The sequence below is a fragment of the Mycoplana sp. MJR14 genome, from assembly GCF_029210525.1.
In the GTDB taxonomy this organism is placed as follows: Bacteria; Pseudomonadota; Alphaproteobacteria; order Rhizobiales; family Rhizobiaceae; genus Mycoplana.
Genome location: NZ_JARGEO010000001.1, coordinates 16,057 through 35,069 on the forward strand (window position 1 = coordinate 16,057; position 19,013 = coordinate 35,069).

The following is a 19,013-nucleotide window of genomic DNA, read 5'->3' on the forward strand; positions in this document are numbered from 1 at the left end:
GAAATTTAGGTGAATTGTCTGATAAATCGCAATTTTTGTCTTTCAAATGAGCCGGCCCGGCGAACCGGGCCCGGCATGCGTTCTCGCTCCCTCAGGCGGCCTCGTAGCGGTCGCTGGCCTCCGAAGCCGATGCCTCCAGCCGGAACTGCTGGACGAGCATGGTCAGCGTGTCAGCCTCGCTGGCGAGCTGGCGGCAGGCAACGGTCGTCGTCTCCACCATCGCGGCGTTCTGCTGGGTCATCTGGTCCATCTGGTTGACCGAGCCGTTGACCTCGTTCAGCGCGGTCGCCTGGTCGCGGCTGGCGGTCGCCATCATCTCCACATGGTGGCTGACGGTGACGATCTGCTCGCTGATCGAAGCGAGCACGGCGCCGGTCTCCTGCACCAGGCGGGCGCCGTTGCTGACTTCCTGCGTCGACTTGTTGATCAGCCCCTTGATCTCGCGGGCGGCATCGGCGGAGCGCTGGGCGAGCTCGCGGACTTCCTGGGCGACGACGGCGAAGCCCTTGCCCGCCTCGCCGGCACGTGCGGCCTCGATGCCGGCGTTCAGTGCGAGCAGGTTCGTCTGGAAGGCGATATCGTCGATCACCTCGATGATCTGCTCGATCTGGCGCGAGGCGGCCTCGATCCGGCCCATGGCGTCGACGGCGCTGCCGACCACGGCGGCGGAGCTGTCGGCACTGCGCTTCGTCTCGACCACGACCGCGTTCGCCTCGTTCGCCCGCTCGGCGGACGACCGGACGGTCACCGTGATCTCGTCGACGGCCGCGGCGGTCTCCTCCAGCGAGGCGGCCTGGGCTTCGGTCCGCTTGGAAAGCTGGTCGGCGGAGGTCCGCAGTTCAGCGCCGTTCTGCTGAATGGACAGGGCGTTGTGGCGGATCTGCCCGAGCGTGTCCTGAAGGCGGACCAGCGAGACGTTGAAGTCCTGGCGCAGCTGCTCGAGCCGGCCGGTAAACGGCGTCTCGATCTGCCGCGACAGATCGCCCTGCGCAAGCCGGCCGAGGCCGGCGGCGAGCGCATCTACGGCGAAATCGATCTGCCGGTCCAGCTCGCGCTTCTCGGCGTCGTTTCGCGTCCGCTCGGCTTCGGCGACCGTGCGTTGCTCCTCGCTCTCCGCCTCAATGCGGATCTTCGACAGCGCGTTCGCCTTGAAGACGTCGAGCGCGCGGGCCATGTCGCCGATCTCGTCGCGGCGGGCCCCGCCGTCGATGACGGTGTCGAGCATGCCGTCGGCAAGCCGGCGCATCGCTGCGGTGATCTGGCCGATCGGCCCCTTCAGCGTCAGCACCAGGGCACCGCCGGCGAGCACGGCGATCACGATGCCGGCGATGGTCGCAAGGACCGAGACCTGATTGGCCTGGTCGCGTTCGACGGAGGCATTGGCCTTCTGGTTTTCGGCAAAGGCGGTCAGCTGGTTCCAGATGCTGTCGATGTCGGCGGCGGCGGCCGCGAACTCCTTGCCGCGCTTCTGGCTGATGTCGACGAGGGCTGCGCTGTCGGCGTCCATGCCGTCGATGACGGGCTTGAGCGAGGCGTTGAGCTTGGTGAAGAACTCCATGTCGTCGGCCGTGGCGGACAGGCCCTCGAGTTGCTGCCGCAGCATCGTGAACTGCTGGGCGAGCTGGGCCTGGCCCTGCTTGTTGGCGTTTTCCAGGAAGCCAGCGGCGGCGATGCGGATCGAATAGATGGCGTTGACCAGCTCGCGCGTGCTCGAAAGGACCGCGGTCGATTTCACCAGCGCCGCGTCCAGCTTGGAGAACGTTATCGTGGCGTCGCGCATCTTGGCGCTGGCGGCGGCCTGCAGCTGGATGCTCGTCTGGCGGAAACGGGTGACGAGGCGACCGATGGCCGTGGCGTTTTCCTCGCTGACGTCACCGCTCGAGGCGAGCTTGCCGATTTCCTCGATCGTCTTCTGGAAGGTGTCGATGACGGCCTTCTGATTGTCCGGAAGGCTCATGCCGATGCCGTTCTTCACCGTCACCAGCTCGTCCTTCTGGTCGGCGGCCAGCTTGACCTTGGCGTCGGGCGTGGGCGCCTTGGAAAAGGCCGAGCTGAAGGCGGTCAGCTCGTCGCTGGCGCTCTTCAGGCGCTCGGCTTCGCGCAAAAGGGTCTTGGCGGCCTCCTCGTCGGCGCGTACGGAAAGTTCCATGGTGCTCGCCGCGTCGAGGATCCTCATCTGCTCGCCGAACAGGCCGCGCAGGCCCTTCTGCATCGACTGGCGCAGCGAAATTTCGTTTTCATAGAGCGTCCAGAGCTGGCCGACGCGCTCGCCGATCCTGGCGCTGCCGTCGACGGCCTGCTGCAGCTGGTTGCGACCTTCCTCGTCGGTGACCTGGGAGAGCGTGTCCGCCAGCACATCCTGCTGCGCGGCGATCTTCTCGACGACGGCGCCCCGCGTCTCCTCCGACGTGTTCTGGAGGAAGGCGTTCATCCCCGCATAGACGTCCTTGAAGCCGCTCAGCGATTGCAGGACGCTGTTGGAGATCTCCATCCTGCCCTGCAGCAGACCCGAGGCATAGAGCCCGGTGAGGCCGACGGCGCTGATGCTGACGACAAACGGAAGGATGAACAGAACGACTTTCGTCTGGATCTTGAAGCGGGCAAGGACCCTGTCGATGAACATCGGGGCAACACTCCGTGCGGGCGACCGCCTCCCTGCCCACTTGCCGTGAGTCTCCCAAGGGCCGGTCCGCCGAAACTGCATTGGATGGATACGGATTTTCGCCGTGTGGCCCCGGGCGCATTCATTGCATGGCCGCAGCACGATCATTCGTGCACGCGGTCCGGGCCAGATATCCGGTGATCATCAGCGGGAAGCTTTAAAAAACTTCGAACGTTCCCGCCTATTCCTGACAGTTCATCACTTTTTTGTCACAGGAACGGCGGACGCCCTCAGAACAGGCTCGCCAGCGAAGCCGCGATGCCGGCCAGGAGCAGGGCGGCCACGGCGCAGTTGGCGGCGATGGCGATCATGCGGCGGCGGCTTTCGTCGGCGGCGGCGGCGATCGCAATGGCGCGGGCGGTGGGGCGGCGGTGAACTGCGGGCATGGCAAGACTCCGGTTACGAGCTACGGGAATCCCGGTTGATCCGGCCAGCCGGCCCACATCATGTTGTTTCACCCGCTCTGCCGTGGGACGAGGCCCTGTCCACGCGCGGAGAAACGCCGACTTGCAAGCAGGATCGACCCGCACCTCTTAATGAAGGGTAAAGCCTGTCGCGCGTCTTTGCCACCACTACTTTAGCATGGCTAACACAAGCTTTCGGGCGCGCTTCAGGCCGCCTGGCCGGCCGCATGGCCGGATGCCCAGGCCCATTGGAAGTTGTATCCGCCGAGCCAGCCGGTGACGTCCACGGCCTCGCCGATGAAATGGAGGCCGGGCACGGATTTCACCGCCATGGTGCGGGAATCGAGCTCGTCCGTATCCACGCCGCCGAGCGTGACCTCGGCCGTCCGGTAGCCCTCCGAGCCCGCCGGGCGGATCTTCCAGCGGCGCATGTGCTCGGCAAGCGCGGCGAAGCGATAGCCGGGGACCGCCGCGACCGGGCCGTCGATGCCGGTCTGCCGGACGATCAGTTGCGCGAGCTTGCGCGGCATGTGCTCGGCCAGCACCGTCTGCACCGCCTGCCGGCCGTTCGTCGCGCGCGCGGCCGCAAGCACGGCAACGACATCGAGGTCGGGCTGCAGGTGAAGGGTGATGTCGTCGCCCTCGCGCCAGTAGGACGAGATCTGCAGGATCGCCGGGCCGCTCAGCCCGCGATGGGTGAAGAGCATGGCCTCGCGGAACTCTGCCTTGCCGTGGCCGGCGACGGCTTCCACGGAAACGCCCGGCATGCCCTCGTGCAGGCCGAGCGCTTGCGGATCGAGCGTCAGCGGCACGAGCGCCGGGCGCGTCTCGACGAGGCGCAGGCCGAACTGTTCGGCGATGCGGTATGCAAATCCGGTGGCCCCCATCTTCGGGATCGACTTGCCGCCCGTGGCGATCACGAGCGCGGCGGCATCGCAGGGGCCGTTGCTGGTGCCGATGCGGAACCCGCCGCCCGCCGCCCGATCGATCGCGGTCACCTCGGTCGACAGCCGCAGTTCCACGCCGGCCTCGCGCATCTCCTTCAGCAGCATGGCGATGATGTCCTTCGCCGAATGGTCGCAGAAGAGCTGGCCGAGCGTCTTTTCGTGCCAGGCGATGCCGTGGCGCTCGACGAGGTCGAGGAAATCGCGGGGCGTGTAGCGCGCCAAGGCCGACTTGCAGAAATGCGGGTTCTGCGACAGGAAGTTCTTCGGGCCGGCATGGATGTTGGTGAAATTGCAGCGGCCGCCGCCGGAAATGCGGATCTTCTCGCCCGGCGCCTTCGCATGGTCGATCACCAGGACGCGCCGCCCGCGCCTGCCCGCCTCGATCGCGCACATCATGCCGGCAGCACCGGCACCGATGATGACCACGTCTTTCCTGTCCGCCACGCCGCTTCTTCCCCGTTTCGCCCTCCCATCCCGTCCCTTGGCGCCAATGTCAACCGGTCTCGTCCCGCCCGGACAGCTTGCCGCATTCGCCGCTGCGCCCCCTAGCAAAGGGCTAAACTCCAGATATGATGGCGCATCCGAAACCACCCATGGTGTGTCATGCCCTCAAAAAAGACCGTTGCCTCGACCGTTCAGAAAGCCAGCAAATCCTCGGCAATCCCCCCCGCCCTTTCCGCCCTGCGCGGCGTCGGCAACTGGAAGGAAGCGCGTGATTGGCTGAAGATCCGGGGCATCGAGGACATCGAGTGCATCACGCCTGACCTGGCCGGGGTGCCGCGCGGCAAGATGATGCCGTCGTCGAAATTCACCTCCAACACCTCGCTCGCCCTGCCCTCGGCGCTGTACCGGCACACGATCTCCGGCGAATATCCGGAGGAGACCGGCAACTTCCGCTACGAGCCGCGCGACAGCGACCTGAAGCTTCTGCCCGACCTTTCGACGCTGTCGATCGTGCCCTGGGAAACCGATCCGACCGCACAGGTCATCTGCGACATCGTCGGCTCCAACGGCGAGGACGTCGCCTATACGCCGCGCAACGTGCTGAAGAACGTCCTGCGGCTCTACAAGGAGCGCGGCTGGCGGCCGGTGGTGGCGCCGGAGATCGAGTTCTACCTGGTGGCGCTCAACGACGACCCGGACTATCCGCTGCATCCGCCGAAGGGCCGTTCGGGACGCTCCATCCTCGGCGGACAGGGCTATTCGATCGCCGGCATCAACGAGTTCGACGAGCTGATCGACGACATCTACCATTTCTCGGAGAAGCAGGGCCTGGAGATCGACACCCTCATCCACGAGGAGGGGCCGGCCCAGCTCGAGATCAACCTGCGCCACGGCGATCCGATCGAACTCGCCGACCAGGTGTTCATGTTCAAGCGGACGATCCGCGAGGCGGCGCTCAAGCACGGCATCTATGCCACCTTCATGGCCAAGCCGATGCAGGGCCAGCCGGGCTCGGCGATGCACATCCACCAGTCCGTCGTCGACATCAAGACAGGCCAGAACGTCTTCTCCAACCCGGACGGCTCGCCGTCGAAGGAGTTCTTCCACTTCATCGGCGGCATGCAGCGCTATGTTCCGAAGACGCTGGTGATGATGGCGCCCTACGTGAACTCCTACCGCCGCCTCACCCCCGACATGTCGGCGCCGGTGAACGTCGCCTGGGGCTACGACAACCGCACGACGGCGTTCCGCATCCCCGTTTCGGATCCGGGTGCGCGACGGGTGGAGAACCGCCTCCCCGGCTCGGACGCGAACCCCTATCTGGCGCTCGCGGCCTCGCTCGCCTGCGGCCTGCTCGGCATCATGAACGCGGTCGAACCGACACCGCCGACGGACGACACCGCCAACGAGGGATCGATCGACCTGCCGCGCGGCCTGCTGGAAGCCGTCTCGCTGCTGGAATCCGACCCGGCGCTGACCGACGCGCTGAGCCCGGACTTCATCGGCCTCTATGCCGGCGTCAAGCGCGGCGAGTTCGAAACCTTCATGCAGGTGATCAGCCCCTGGGAGCGCGAGTTCCTGCTGCTCAACGTCTAGGGCCGGTTACCCGGCAGACCCCGGGCGGCCCGTTCCATCGCGGACGAGCCCTGGGGTCGCCGGGCCGGCTCGCGAACCCCCATCCGGAAGCATCCCCATGTCCTGGCAAAGCCCCATCTCACCCGGCATCTCCTGGTACGAAGCGACTGTCGGCGAGCGTCCCGAATACCCGCCGATGGGCGGCTCCTGCGAAACCGATGTCGCCATCGTCGGCGGCGGCTTCACCGGCCTGCAGGCCGCCTACCACCTGGCGTCGAAGGGGGTGCGCGTCGTGCTGATCGACGCCCACCGCTTCGGCGACGGCGCCTCAGGCAGGAACGGCGGCCAGCTCGGCACCGGCCAGCGCGCCTGGCCGGAGGAACTGGAGGAGGAGATCGGCTACGAGCGCTCGAAAGGCCTGTTCGACCTTGCCGAGCACGCCAAGCAGCACGTGCTCGACTTCGCCGCGGCGCGCGGCCTCGACATCGAATATGTGCCGGGCCAGATGAACGTGTCGCACAAGAGAGGGCTGGAGAAGGACTATCGCGCCAACCCGGAGATCGCCGCCAGCCGCTACGGCTACACGCATTCGACCTTCATGGACCGGGCGGAGACGCAGGAGCGGCTCGGCTCGCGCTTCTACCTGTTCGGCGTGCGCGATACCGGCACTGGCCACATCCATCCGATGAAGCTGCTGGTCGGGCTCGCAAGGGCCGCGGCGGAAGCCGGCGCGGTGCTGCACGAGAAGACGGCGGCGACCAGGATCGAGCGCATCGGCGGCAAGGCGGTGATCACGACGGCAAGAGGCACCATTTCCGCCGACCGGGCGCTGATCGCCTGCAACGCCTATATCGGCAACCTCGAACCGAAGACGGCGGCGCATGTGATGCCGATCCGGTCTTTCATCGGCGCCACGCCCGTGCTCGACAAGTTCCCGAAGGTGCTTCCCGGCGGCGAGGCGGTCGCCGATTCCCGCTTCGTCGTGCGCTATTTCCGCAAGAGCCGCGACGGGCGGCTCTTGTTCGGCGGGCGCGAGGCCTATACGGCCGACAACCCGCGCGACATGACGCAGCACATCCGCCGCCAGATCACGGAGATCTATCCCGAACTCGCCGATATCGAGATCACGCATGCCTGGGGCGGCTCGGTCGGAATCACCATGCCGCGGCAGCCCTATGTGCGCGAGGTCATGCCGGGAATCACCTCGATCGGCGGCTACTCCGGCCACGGCGTGATGCTGTCCAACTACTGCGGCAAGCTCTTTGCGGAGGAGGTGACGGGCGGCAGTGCCGAGCTCGACATGCTCAAGTCGCTGAAGATCAACGCCTTTCCCGGCGGACTTTCCCTGCGCGCGCCGCTGCTGTTCCTTGCGATGACGTGGTACGCCTTCCGCGACAAGTTGTGATACATCCGAGGCGATTTTGTTGCGCCGCACGCTGGCCTTTTTAAATCGATTAGATTATAACGCCGACAACGCGAACCAGATCGAGAATTGCAATGAGCAGTCAAATCATCCCCGTAGAGCCGTTTGACTACGTCGTCTTCGGCGGCACCGGTGACCTCGCCGAACGCAAGCTCCTGCCGGCGCTCTACCACCGGCAGATTGCGGGACAATTCACCGACCCCACGCGCATCATCGGCGCCTCGCGTGCGCCCATGACCCACGAAGCCTATCGGGAGTTCGCCACCAAGGCGCTGAAGGAATTCCTGAAACCGGGCGAGTTCGACACCGAGCAGGTTCGGATCTTCACCGACCGCCTGTACTACATCTCCGTCGACGCCAAGTCCGAGCAGGGCTGGGACGACCTGAAGAAGATCCTCGACGAGGGCAAGGAGCGCGTCCGCGCCTTCTACCTCGCGGTGGCGCCGGCGATCTTCGGCGAAATCGCCGAGAAGATCCGCGACCACAAGCTGATCACCAAGCAGACCCGCATCGTCGTCGAGAAGCCGATCGGCCGCGATCTGGCATCCGCCACCGAGCTGAACGACACGATCGGCCGGGTGTTCCGCGAAGACCAGATCTACCGGATCGACCACTATCTCGGCAAGGAGACGGTGCAGAACCTGATGGCGCTGCGCTTCGCCAACGCGCTCTACGAGCCGCTGTGGAACTCGGCCCATATCGACCACGTGCAGATCACGGTGGCCGAATCCGTCGGGCTGGAGAGCCGCGCGGGCTACTACGACAAGGCCGGCGCGCTGCGCGACATGGTGCAGAACCACATCCTGCAGCTTCTCTGCCTCGTGGCGATGGAAGTGCCCTCGTCGATGGACGCCGAAGCAGTTCGCGACGAGAAGCTCAAGGTGCTGCGCGCGCTGAAGCCGATCGACGAATACAATGTCGAGCGGCTGACCGTCCGCGGCCAGTACCGCGCCGGCGCCTCGGCCGGCGGGCCGGTCAAGGGCTATCTGGAGGAACTCGAGGGCGGGGTCTCCAACACCGAAACCTTCGTCGCCATCAAGGCCGAGATCGGCAACTGGCGCTGGGCCGGCGTTCCCTTCTACATCCGCACCGGCAAGCGCATGGCAAGCCGCGTCTCGGAGATCGTCATCACCTTCAAGCCGATCCCGCATTCGATCTTCGAGCCGGCCGCCGGCCGCATCGAGGCCAACCAGCTGATCATCCGGCTGCAGCCGGACGAGGGCGTCAAGCAGTGGCTGATGATCAAGGATCCGGGTCCGGGCGGCATGCGGCTGCGCAACGTCTCGCTCGACATGACCTTCGCCCAGGCCTTCGATGCCCGCAATGCGGATGCCTACGAGCGCCTGCTGCTGGACGTCATCCGTTCGAACCAGACGCTGTTCATGCGGCGCGACGAAGTCGAGGCCGCCTGGCACTGGGTCGATCCGATCCTCAAGGCGTGGGACGCCACCGGCCAGCAGACGCAGGGCTACACCGCCGGCACCTGGGGGCCCAGCCAGGCGATCGCGCTGATCGAGCGCGACGGCCGCACCTGGCACGAGAGCTGAGGGGCTGGCGATGGCAAACAGACTGCACGAATTCAAGGATACCGCCGCCCTCGCCGAAGGGCTCGCCGACACCGTCGCTGCGGCCCTGAAGGCCGCGATCGCCGAACGCGGAGCGGCGACGATCGCCGTCTCCGGCGGCTCGACGCCCAAGCAGTTCTTCAAGGCGCTGTCTGCGCGCGCGCTGGACTGGCCGAAGGTGACGGTCACGCTCGTCGACGAGCGCTTCGTCCCGGCCGACAACGCGCGCTCGAACCATCTGCTCGTGGCCGAGAACCTGCTGCAGGGCAACGCGGCGAGCGCCCGCTTCCTGCCGCTTTACCGCCAGGCCGCGACGATCGAGGAAGCGGCGCGTCTTGCGAGCGGCGACATTGCCGCCGTCGCGGCGCCGTTCGACGTGGTCATCCTCGGCATGGGCAATGACGGCCACACGGCCTCGTTCTTCCCGGGCGGCGACCGGCTGGCGGAAGCGCTGTCGCTCGACACCCCCCGCGGCGTGATCACGATGGAGGCGGAGGGCGCCGGCGAGCCACGCCTGACGCTGACGTTTTCGAGCCTGCAGGATGCCCGCCTCCTCGTGCTGCATATCGAGGGCCAGGCGAAGAAGGACACGCTGGACAAGGCGCTTTCGGCCGGCGCAGAGGTCGAAATGCCGGTGCGGGCGGTCCTGAACCGCGCGAGGACGCCCGTCGACATCTACTGGGCTCCCTGAGGGAGCCCCACCCGGGCCGGCGGCGCGCCGCTGAGCCCTCCGCAGAGCATGCCGCTTGCCGGCTGCGGCACAAGGCCTAACTCACCTTGACGGCTGGTTGCGGGATGCAGCCCGGCGACGCCGAAACATTGCAATCGAGAGAAATCAGGATCGCTCCCATGTCCGCTGATTCCCGTATCGAAGCCATCACCGCCAGGATCGTGGAACGCTCGAAACCGTTCCGGGAACCCTATCTCGACCGGCTGCGCGCCGCCGCCTCCCAGGGCGTGCACCGCTCCGTGCTCGGCTGCGGCAACCTGGCGCACGGATTTGCCGTCTGTTCCCCCGCCGAGAAGGCGGCACTTGCGGGCGACCGCGTGCCCAACCTCGGCATCATCACCTCCTACAACGACATGCTTTCCGCCCACCAGCCGTTCGAGACCTACCCGGCGCTGATCCGGCAGGCGGCCCATGAGGCCGGCGGCGTGGCGCAGGTCGCCGGCGGCGTGCCGGCCATGTGCGACGGCGTCACCCAGGGCCAGCCCGGCATGGAGCTGTCGCTGTTTTCGCGCGACCTCATCGCGATGGCGGCCGGCGTCGGCCTGTCGCACAACATGTTCGATGCCGTGGTGTATCTCGGCGTCTGCGACAAGATCGTCCCGGGGCTGACGATCGCGGCGCTGACCTTCGGCCACCTGCCGGCGATCTTCGTTCCGGCCGGGCCGATGACCTCCGGCCTGCCGAACGACGAAAAGGCGCGGGTGCGACAGCTGTTCGCGGAAGGCAAGGTCGGACGCGACGAACTGCTCGAGGCCGAATCCAAATCCTATCACGGCCCCGGCACCTGTACGTTCTACGGCACGGCGAACTCCAACCAGATGCTGATGGAGATCATGGGCTTCCACATGCCCGGCGCCTCGTTCATCAACCCGGGCACGCCGCTGCGCGACGCGCTGACGAAGGAGGCGGCCAAGCGCGCCCTGGCGATCACCGCGCAAGGCAACGAGTTCACGCCGGCCGGCGAGATGATCGACGAGCGCTCGATCGTCAACGGCGTGGTCGGCCTGCACGCCACCGGCGGTTCGACCAACCACACGCTGCATCTCGTCGCCATGGCGCGCGCGGCCGGCATCATCCTGACATGGAAGGACATTTCCGAGCTGTCCGACATCGTGCCGCTGCTCGCCCGAGTCTATCCGAACGGGCTCGCCGACGTGAACCATTTCCACGCCGCCGGCGGCATGGGCTTCCTGATCAAGGAACTGCTCAAGGCCGGCTATCTGCACGACGACGTGCGCACCGTCTACGGCCAGGGGCTGCACGCCTACACGATCGACCCGAAGCTCGGCGAGGGCGGCACGGTGCGCCGCGAACCGGCACCGATCGTCAGCCACGATCCGAAGATCCTGGCGAATGTCGAGCACCCGTTCCAGCACACCGGCGGGCTGAAGATGCTGACCGGCAATATCGGCAGCGCCGTCATCAAGACCTCCGCCGTCAAGCCCGAACGGCACGTGACCGAAGCGCCGGCGAAGGTGTTTCACAGCCAGGCCGAACTGAACGCGGCCTTCAAGGCCGGCCAGCTGGAGGGCGATTTCGTCGCTGTGGTCCGCTTCCAGGGCCCGAAGGCCAACGGCATGCCGGAACTGCACAAGCTGACCACCGTGCTCGGCATCCTGCAGGACCGCGGCCAGAAGGTGGCGCTGCTCACCGACGGGCGCATGTCGGGCGCATCCGGCAAGGTGCCGGCGGCGATCCACGTCACCCCCGAGGCCGTCGACGGCGGCCCGATCGCCCGCATAAGGGAAGGCGACATCATCCGGCTCGACGCGGTCAACGGAACGATCGAGGTGCTGGAGGACGCGGCGACCTTCGCCGCCCGCACGCCGGCAACCGCCGACCTCGCCGAAAACGAATTCGGCATGGGGCGCGAGCTGTTCGCCTCGTTCCGCGCCATCGCCGGGCCGGCGGATCACGGGGCGAGCGTGCTGTTCGCGTAGGCATCGCAGGGGGCCTTTGTCGATCGGCGTTGCCCCTCATCCGGCTGCCGCCACCTTCTCCCCGCAAGCGGGGAGAAGGGAAATGCCGCACCGTTCCGCTCAAATCACGACGGCATCGTCGCCAATTTGAATCCCATCGTTCGCCGGATGCCGAGACGCCGCCACGTGTGTCCTTCTCCCCGCCTGCGGGGAGAAGGTGACCGGCAGGCCGGATGAGGCGCGATCGGTTTTATGTCATCGAGCGACCGAGCCCGGCAGCCGTGCGTCAGCCGCCGTAGATGTCGAGCGTCCGGTTGCGGTGGTTCGGGTGGGTCGAATAGACGAAGACGCGGTTCATGTCCTTTTCGGCGAGCAGCCGCAGGAACCGGGCCTCGACGATATCGTTGGCATGGACGCGCTGCGCCAGGCAGCCGATCATCGGGATGCGGGCGCTGACGATGTCGAGATAGAAGTTCTTCGGCAGGTTGAACTTGGTCGACATCTTGAGGACGGCGCCGCTGCGGGACAGCTTGATGATCTGGCAGCGGCGGGAGACGAGATTGACGATGCCGCCCGTCTCGGTGAACTCGATCCGCGCCTCGTTGCAGGTATCCTCCATCGGGAAGTTCTTTTCCCGATCGTACATGAAGGATTCTTCCTTGTTCAGATAGTTCGTACGCTGCTGCGACAACTGCATGCCCAATCCCGGTAGTCCCGCCCTTCTTGCTTTTCGAATAGCTAGGACGGAAACCCTTAAGATGGCGTTGAACATGCATGCCCAAAAGCGGCCACCTGTGCCGCATTGCTACAGGGCGCGGTAGCTGACCCCCTCCTTGTCGAAGAGGTGCAGCTTGTTGCGGTCGGCCGAAAACCGCACCCGGTCGCCGCGCCGGACGGTCTGGATTCCGGGGATCTTGGCGATGATCGGCTCGCCCTCGACGAGGCCCTCGATGTAGAGGAGCGTCACTTCGCCGAGCGCCTCGACGATCGCCACCGTGCCTTCGAACAGGAAGTTGGCGCCGGTCGTGACCTGCAGATCCTCCGGCCGCACGCCGAAACTGACAGCCTGGCCGCGCTCGGTGTCCGGGGTCCTGATGTCGAGGGCCGTCTGCGTGCCGCCCTTCAGCTCGACGGTCGTCGTCTCGCCGGTCGAAATCACCCGCGCCGGGATCACGTTCATGGCCGGCGAACCGATGAAGCGGGCGACGAACAGGTTGGCCGGCCGCTCGTAGAGCTCCAGCGGCGCGCCGACCTGCTCGATATGGCCGGCCGAGAGCACGACGATGCGATCGGCGAGCGTCATCGCCTCCACCTGGTCGTGGGTGACGTAGATCATCGTCGTATCGGCCATACGCTCGGAGAGCTTGGCGATCTCGATGCGGGTGGCGACCCGCAGGGCGGCATCGAGGTTGGACAGGGGCTCGTCGAACAGGAACACCTTCGGGTTGCGGCAGATCGCCCGGCCGATCGCCACGCGCTGGCGCTGGCCGCCGGAAAGCGCCTTGGGCAGCCGGTCGAGATACTTGGTGAGTTGCAGCATGTCGGCGGCCGAGCGGACGCGCCGGTCGATCTCCTCCCTGCTCTCCTTGGCGATGCGCATGCCGAACGCCATATTGTCGTAGACGGTCATGTGCGGGTAGAGCGCGTAGGACTGGAACACCATGGCGATGCCGCGCTTGGACGGCGGCACGTCGTTGACGCGCTCGCCGTCGATCATCATGTCGCCGCCGGTGATCTCCTCGAGTCCGGCGATCATCCGCAAGAGCGTCGACTTTCCGCAGCCGGAGGGTCCGACGAAGACGATGAATTCGCCCTGCTTGATGTCGAGGTCGATGCCGTGGATCACGTCGACCGCGCCATAGGACTTGCGAATATCCTTCAGTACCAGGCCCGTCATGCTGCCTCCCCTTTCTTGCTCGTCATGCGTAGCGGGCGAAGAACCCGCTCCATGCCGGAAGCGCGATGGTCTTTTCCGTCATTCTGCTCTCAAACCCATGCCCGTCCAAGGCTTCGATCGCCTCCGGCGGCCGCGTGACCTCACAGGCCTCGGCCCCCATGTTGAACAGGCAAAGGATGCGTTCGTTGCCGTGGCTGCGGACGAAGGACAGCACGCTTGTGGCCGCTGGAGCGAAGGCGATCTCGCCCTTCACGAGCGCCGGATGCTGGCGGCGGAAGGCGAGGAAGCGGCGGTAGTGGTTGAGGACCGAGTGGGGATCGTCCTGCTGCGCCGACACGGCAGCGCCGAGATGGACCGCCGGCACCGGCAGCCAGGGGCGCACCGTGCTGAAGCCGCCGTTGATGGCGGCTCCATCCCACGGCATCGGCGTGCGGCAGCCGTCGCGTCCCTTGAAGTCGGGCCAGAACTGGATGCCGTAGGGATCCTGCAGGTCCTCATAGGCGAGTTCGGCCTCTGGCAGCGCCAGTTCCTCGCCCTGATAGATGCAGACGGAGCCCCGCAGCGACATCAAAAGCGATGCCAGCAACTTGGCCTGGCCGGCGTGATCGGCAACGCCCGCGCCCCAGCGGCTGACATGGCGCATCACGTCATGGTTGGAGAACGCCCAGCACACCCAGCCGTCCGGGGCGGCCCGCTCCAGCGCATGCTGCACCGCGGCGACCGACGCCGGGGTCGGGACGTCCGGCGCGAGGAACTCGAAGGCGTAGCACATCTGCATCTTGTCGCCGCCGGAGGTGTACTGCCCGGCGATCTCCAGCCCGCGCTGGCTGTCGCCAACCTCGCCGACGGCGGCGATCGCCGGGAACTCATCCATCAACGCGCGGAAGCGCTTGAGGAACTCCAGGTTCTCGGGCCGGTTCTTGTCGTAGAGATGTTCCTGGTAGTTGTAGGGGTTGACCGCGGGCGCCGTCTGCGCGTTGCGCCGCTCGGGAGGAAGGGACGGGTTGTCGCGCAGCTCCTCGTCATGGAAGTAGAAGTTGATCGTATCCAGCCGGAAGCCGTCGACGCCGCGGGTCAGCCAGAAGCGGGCAACGGACAGAAGCGCGTCCTGCACCTCCGGATTGTGCAGGTTCAGGTCCGGCTGCGAGGTCAGGAAATTGTGCATGTAGTATTGCAGCCGGGTCGGGTCCCACTGCCAGGCCGAGCCGCCGAAGATCGACAACCAGTTGTTGGGCGGCGTGCCGTCCGGCCGGGAATCGGCCCAGACATACCAGTCAGCCCTGGGGTTGGTGCGGCTGGAACGGCTTTCGACGAACCAGGGGTGTTTGTCCGAGGTGTGCGACAGCACGAGGTCGATCATCACCCGGATGCCGAGCCGGTGCGCCTCGGCGACGACGGTATCGAAATCCTCGAGCGTGCCGAAGATCGGGTCGACGTCCTCGTAGTTGGAGACGTCGTAGCCGAAATCGCGCATCGGCGAGGTGAAGAAGGGGGAGATCCAGATCGCGTCCACGCCGAGCGAGGCGACATGCGGCAGACGCTGAGCGATGCCCTTCATGTCGCCGATGCCGTCGTCGTTGGTGTCCTGGAAGGAGCGCGGATAGATCTGGTAGATCACCGCGCCGCGCCACCAGTCCTTGTCCACGGCCGGCAGCGGTACATTGGTCGTCGTCATTCTCGGTCCTGTCTCTTTCCTGAGCTGTTCAGCCGCCCTTGACCGATCCCGCCAGCAGACCGCGCACGAGATAGCGCTGCAGGGCGAAGAAGACGATCAGGGGCACAATGATGGTGATGAAGGCGGACGCCGTCAGGATCTCCCAGTTGCCGCCGCGCGAGCCGAGCAGGTTGACCAGGCGACCGGTCAGGACCAGCTCCTCGTTGCCGGTGCCGAGAAACACGATCGCCACGAGCAGGTCGTTCCAGGTCCAAAGGAACTGGAAAATGGCGAAGGAGGCGAGTGCGGGAAACGACAGCGGCAGGATGATCTTGATGAAGATATCGAAATCGCTGGCGCCGTCGACGCGGGCGGATTCCATGATCTCCTTCGGCAGGCCGGCCATGTAGTTGCGCAGGAGGTAGATCGCCAGCGGCAGGCCGAAGCCCATATGCGCCAGCCAGATGCCGACATAGGTCTTGGCGGGGACGCCGAAGAAGGCGCCGACGCCGTTGTAGAGCTTCAGCAGCGGAATCAGCGACATCTGCAGCGGCACGACGAGCAGGCCGACGATGACGGCGATCAGGATCGCCCGGCCCGGAAACTTCATCCAGGCCAGCGCATAGGCGCAGAAGGCGGCCACCAGGATCGGGATGATCGTGGCGGGGATCGCAACCGTCAGCGAGTTGATGAAGGACTGGCCGATGCCCTCGGCGCTGAGGACCTCGCGGTAGTTGTCCAGCGTGAAGCGGGGCGGCACCGCTGCCGTATAGAAGATGCGCTGGCCGCGCGTGCCTTCCATGCGGGTGTCGGAGACGATCTCGAAGCTGCCGTCGGCCTGGACCGTCAGCCGCTCGCCGTCGTTGAGCTCGGCCGTCTGCCCCGGCGCGAAGGCCGCCGGATCGCGGCTGTTGAAGCCGAAGGCGGAGACTTCGCCCTGCTGGCCCTCGAGGAGATTGCCGGTAAGCACGAACTTGCCGTCCCGCTCCGTCTGTGTCTCCGGCGACGGGGCGCGAAAGACGACGTTCTGCGTCGAGGTCGACAGCGCCGTCCACCAGCCGGATACGGCAAGCTGGTCCTTGTCGCGCAGCGAGGAGATCAGAAGGCCGGCCGTCGGCAGCGTCCACAGGGCCACGAGCAGCAGGACGGAAAGGTGGACCACGAAGGTCAGGGGCGAACGGGTGGCGCCGGGCATCTCAGTGACCTCCCGTTTCGCGCATGGCGTTGCGGATGTTCCAGATCATGATCGGCACCACGAGCACCATGATCACGACGGCGATCGCCGCGCCGCGCCCGAAATCGCCGCCGCCGCGGAACATCCAGTCGAACATCAGGTTGGCCAGTACCTGGGTCTGCCATTGCCCGTTGGTCATCGCCAGCACGATGTCGAAGACCTTCAGGACGAGGATGGTGATCGTCGTCCAGACGACGGCGATCGTTCCCCAGATCTGCGGGATCATGATCTTGAAGAAGATCTGCAGGCCGTTGGCGCCGTCGATGACGGCCGCCTCCAGCGTCTCCTCCGGGATGCCCCTGAGTGCGGCGGACAGGATCACCATGGCAAAGCCGGTCTGGATCCAGATCAGGATCACCATCAGGAAGAAGTTGTTCCAGAACGGCAGGGTGATCCAGGCTTCCGGCGCGCCGCCGAACCAGGTGACGATCGCGTTCAGGATGCCGATCTGCTCGCTGCCCTCGGCGCGGTAGTCGTAGACGAACTTCCAGATCACCGCGGCACCGACGAACGAGATCGCCATCGGCATGAAGATCAGGGTCTTGGCAATGTTGCCCCACCAGATGCGATCGGTCAGCGCGGCGATGACCAGGCCGAAGAAGGTCGAGAGCGCGGGCACGACCAGCAGCCAGAGGAAATTGTTGAAGATCGACTGGCGGAACTCGCCGTCGCCGAACATCCAGACGAAATTGCCCGGCCCGACGAAGGTCTGCCCCGCCCGGTCGTGGAGGCTCAGCCGGACGGATTCGAACACCGGATAGACGAGGTAGATCGCAAGCGCCAGCAGCGCCGGCAGCATGAACAGCCACGGCCGGATGGCGTTGGTCGTCCTGAGGTTCTGCGACGCCTTCGCACCCGACAGGCCCTTCGACGGGAAGATCCGGTCGAGGATCCAGTTGGTGGCGAAGAAGTAGAAGGCGCAGGCGAGCACGCCTGCGATCATCGTCCCTATGGCAAAAACGAGCTGCTGCATGATCCCCTCCTCCCGAACGCAGATGCGTTGCGGGCGATCCTTCGGTCGGGCCGCGGCACCGGCCTCTCACCGATGCCGCACCTTGGGGAGCCGGACGTCCGCCGGCTCCGGCCGCGGGCCACCTACTTGATGGCGTCCCAGGCCTTCTGGATGCCCCCGGCGACGTCGGCAGAGGACTTGCCGCCGACGAAATCGACCATGCCGGTCCAGAAGGCGCCGGCGCCGATCTTGCCGGGCATGAGGTCCGAGCCGTCGAAGCGGAAGGTAGTGGAGTTCAGGAGAATCTCGCCCTGCTTCTTCATCGGCGCGTTGGCATAGGTCTCCTGGTTGGCGCTCTTGAACGGCGTCAGGAAGCTCGACTGCGCCATCCAGACCTCATGGGCGATCGGGGTCTTGAGGAAATCCATGAAGGCGCGCGCCGCCGGCGTATCCTTGGTGATCATCGCCAGCGTGCCGGCGCCGAGAACCGGATTGCCGAGCTCGGGCTTGGAGGCATAGGGCGGCATGTAGAAGAAGTCCGCATCCTCGCCGACGACGGTCCCCTCCGGGAAGAACGACGGGATGAAGGAGGCCTGATGGTGCAGGTAGCATTTCGGCGGCGAGGCGAAGAGACCCTTCGGGCTGTCGCGGAAGTCGGTGGAGGCGACCGCCGCGGGGCCACCGGCGGCGAACTTGTCGGTCTTGGCGAACCAGCCGAACTCGTCGATCGCACCGGTGACGGCCGGATCGTTGAAGGCGATCGCGTTGGTGACCCACTTGTCGTAGGTCTCGGGCGACTGGGTGCGCAGCATCAGGTCCTCGACCCAATCGGTGGCCGGCCATCCTGTCGCGCCGCCCGAACCGAGGCCGATGCACCAGGGCGTCTCGCCGTCGGCGACGATCTGCTCGGTCAGGGCCTTCAGTTCCTCCATCGTCTTGGGGATCTCGTAGCCGGCGTCCTCGAAGTTCTCCGGCACGTACCAGACCAGCGACTTCACGTCGATCTTGTAGGGGAAGGCGAAGAGCTGCGCGTTGCCGTCCTTGTCCTTGTAGGTCGACAGGTCGACCCACGACTGGCCGGCGGCGTAGTTGTCGAGCAGCCACTGCTTCGTCTCGTCGCCGAGCGGCGTCAGGTAGCCCTTGGAGGCCAGGTCGGCGATCAGGCCGGGCTGCGGCAGGATGGCGATGTCCGGCGGGCTGCCCGCCTGCGTGTCGATGACGATCTGCTGCTCGTAGTTCTCCGACGACGAGTACTTGATCTCGACGCCCGTGGCTTCCTCAAAATAGGCGAAGACGCTCCGGAAGAGAACCTCGTCTTCGCCGCGCCAGGGACCGAAGATCGTCAGGCTCTGGCCCTTCAGGTCATGCCCCTTCTTGAACTCCTCGAAGCTCGACCAGTTGAACTTGCCGTCTTCGCCGGGGGCGAACTTCAGTTCGGCGGCTGCCGCGGCACCTGCCAGCAGCGATGCCAGCGCAACCGTCATCAAGAAACGCTTCTTCACGTGATCTCCTCCCACGATATGCCCGCATGACCGCGAGCTTCTCCAATTCGTCTGACTTCCGCCCGCCCCCTCAAAGCGCTTTGGGTGGTGAGAATTCCTTATTGC

14 protein-coding genes are annotated in these 19,013 nt (G+C 65.9%); 5 read left to right on the plus strand and 9 right to left on the minus strand.

The window, feature by feature from the left end; genetic code table 11:
* Positions 1 to 91 precede the first annotated feature (91 nt).
* The 3 genes from P0086_RS00065 to P0086_RS00075 all read right to left on the minus strand — a co-directional run bounded on the left by P0086_RS00065 (position 92) and on the right by P0086_RS00075 (position 4,457).
* On the minus strand, positions 92 to 2,623 hold the full coding sequence (locus tag P0086_RS00065; RefSeq protein ID WP_275782028.1) for a methyl-accepting chemotaxis protein: 2,532 nt from the start codon (positions 2,621 to 2,623) through the stop codon (positions 92 to 94).
* Between the two features lie 269 nt (positions 2,624 to 2,892).
* Positions 2,893 to 3,048 carry a hypothetical protein gene (locus P0086_RS00070; protein WP_162714863.1) on the minus strand — a complete coding sequence of 52 codons (156 nt, stop codon included), beginning with the start codon at positions 3,046 to 3,048 and terminating at the stop codon, positions 2,893 to 2,895.
* A 224-nt stretch (positions 3,049 to 3,272) separates the two neighbouring features.
* Entirely contained in the window at positions 3,273 to 4,457 is a 1,185-nt protein-coding gene (locus P0086_RS00075) for an NAD(P)/FAD-dependent oxidoreductase (protein WP_148192411.1), read from the minus strand.
* A 159-nt stretch (positions 4,458 to 4,616) separates the two neighbouring features.
* Between P0086_RS00075 and P0086_RS00080 the strand changes: the two genes are divergently transcribed.
* The 5 genes from P0086_RS00080 to edd all read left to right on the plus strand — a co-directional run bounded on the left by P0086_RS00080 (position 4,617) and on the right by edd (position 11,690).
* Complete coding sequence (locus tag P0086_RS00080) at positions 4,617 to 6,053, plus strand: glutamine synthetase family protein (RefSeq protein WP_112609378.1); 1,437 nt, start codon at positions 4,617 to 4,619, stop codon at positions 6,051 to 6,053.
* Between the two features lie 97 nt (positions 6,054 to 6,150).
* Positions 6,151 to 7,437 (plus strand): FAD-binding oxidoreductase, encoded by a 1,287-nt coding sequence (locus P0086_RS00085; RefSeq protein WP_275782029.1) that lies wholly within the window; start codon positions 6,151 to 6,153, stop codon positions 7,435 to 7,437.
* 92 nt (positions 7,438 to 7,529) lie between these two features.
* Positions 7,530 to 9,002 (plus strand): glucose-6-phosphate dehydrogenase, encoded by a 1,473-nt coding sequence (gene zwf, locus P0086_RS00090; protein ID WP_148149095.1) that lies wholly within the window; start codon positions 7,530 to 7,532, stop codon positions 9,000 to 9,002.
* 10 nt (positions 9,003 to 9,012) lie between these two features.
* Positions 9,013 to 9,711 (plus strand): 6-phosphogluconolactonase, encoded by a 699-nt coding sequence (gene pgl, locus P0086_RS00095; RefSeq protein ID WP_275782030.1) that lies wholly within the window; start codon positions 9,013 to 9,015, stop codon positions 9,709 to 9,711.
* A 158-nt stretch (positions 9,712 to 9,869) separates the two neighbouring features.
* A complete protein-coding gene (edd, locus tag P0086_RS00100) occupies positions 9,870 to 11,690 on the plus strand; it encodes a phosphogluconate dehydratase (protein ID WP_112599226.1) in 1,821 nt (606 codons plus the stop codon).
* A gap of 265 nt (positions 11,691 to 11,955) precedes the next feature.
* On the opposite strand, the gene P0086_RS00105 is transcribed toward edd, so the two are convergent.
* The 6 genes from P0086_RS00105 to P0086_RS00130 form a co-directional block, all read right to left on the minus strand.
* Positions 11,956 to 12,366, minus strand: coding sequence for a hypothetical protein (locus P0086_RS00105; RefSeq protein ID WP_112609368.1), 411 nt, complete (start codon positions 12,364 to 12,366; stop codon positions 11,956 to 11,958).
* A gap of 108 nt (positions 12,367 to 12,474) precedes the next feature.
* Complete coding sequence (gene ugpC / locus P0086_RS00110; protein WP_275782031.1) at positions 12,475 to 13,566, minus strand: sn-glycerol-3-phosphate ABC transporter ATP-binding protein UgpC; 1,092 nt, start codon at positions 13,564 to 13,566, stop codon at positions 12,475 to 12,477.
* Between the two features lie 22 nt (positions 13,567 to 13,588).
* Complete coding sequence (locus P0086_RS00115) at positions 13,589 to 15,241, minus strand: alpha-glucosidase (protein WP_112612315.1); 1,653 nt, start codon at positions 15,239 to 15,241, stop codon at positions 13,589 to 13,591.
* 28 nt (positions 15,242 to 15,269) lie between these two features.
* On the minus strand, positions 15,270 to 16,415 hold the full coding sequence (locus P0086_RS00120; RefSeq protein ID WP_112599230.1) for a carbohydrate ABC transporter permease: 1,146 nt from the start codon (positions 16,413 to 16,415) through the stop codon (positions 15,270 to 15,272).
* A gap of 1 nt (position 16,416) precedes the next feature.
* Positions 16,417 to 17,427, minus strand: coding sequence for a sugar ABC transporter permease (locus tag P0086_RS00125; RefSeq protein ID WP_112599231.1), 1,011 nt, complete (start codon positions 17,425 to 17,427; stop codon positions 16,417 to 16,419).
* A 122-nt stretch (positions 17,428 to 17,549) separates the two neighbouring features.
* Positions 17,550 to 18,908, minus strand: a complete 1,359-nt coding sequence (locus tag P0086_RS00130) for an ABC transporter substrate-binding protein (protein ID WP_112609360.1) — start codon at positions 18,906 to 18,908, stop codon at positions 17,550 to 17,552.
* Positions 18,909 to 19,013 lie beyond the last annotated feature (105 nt).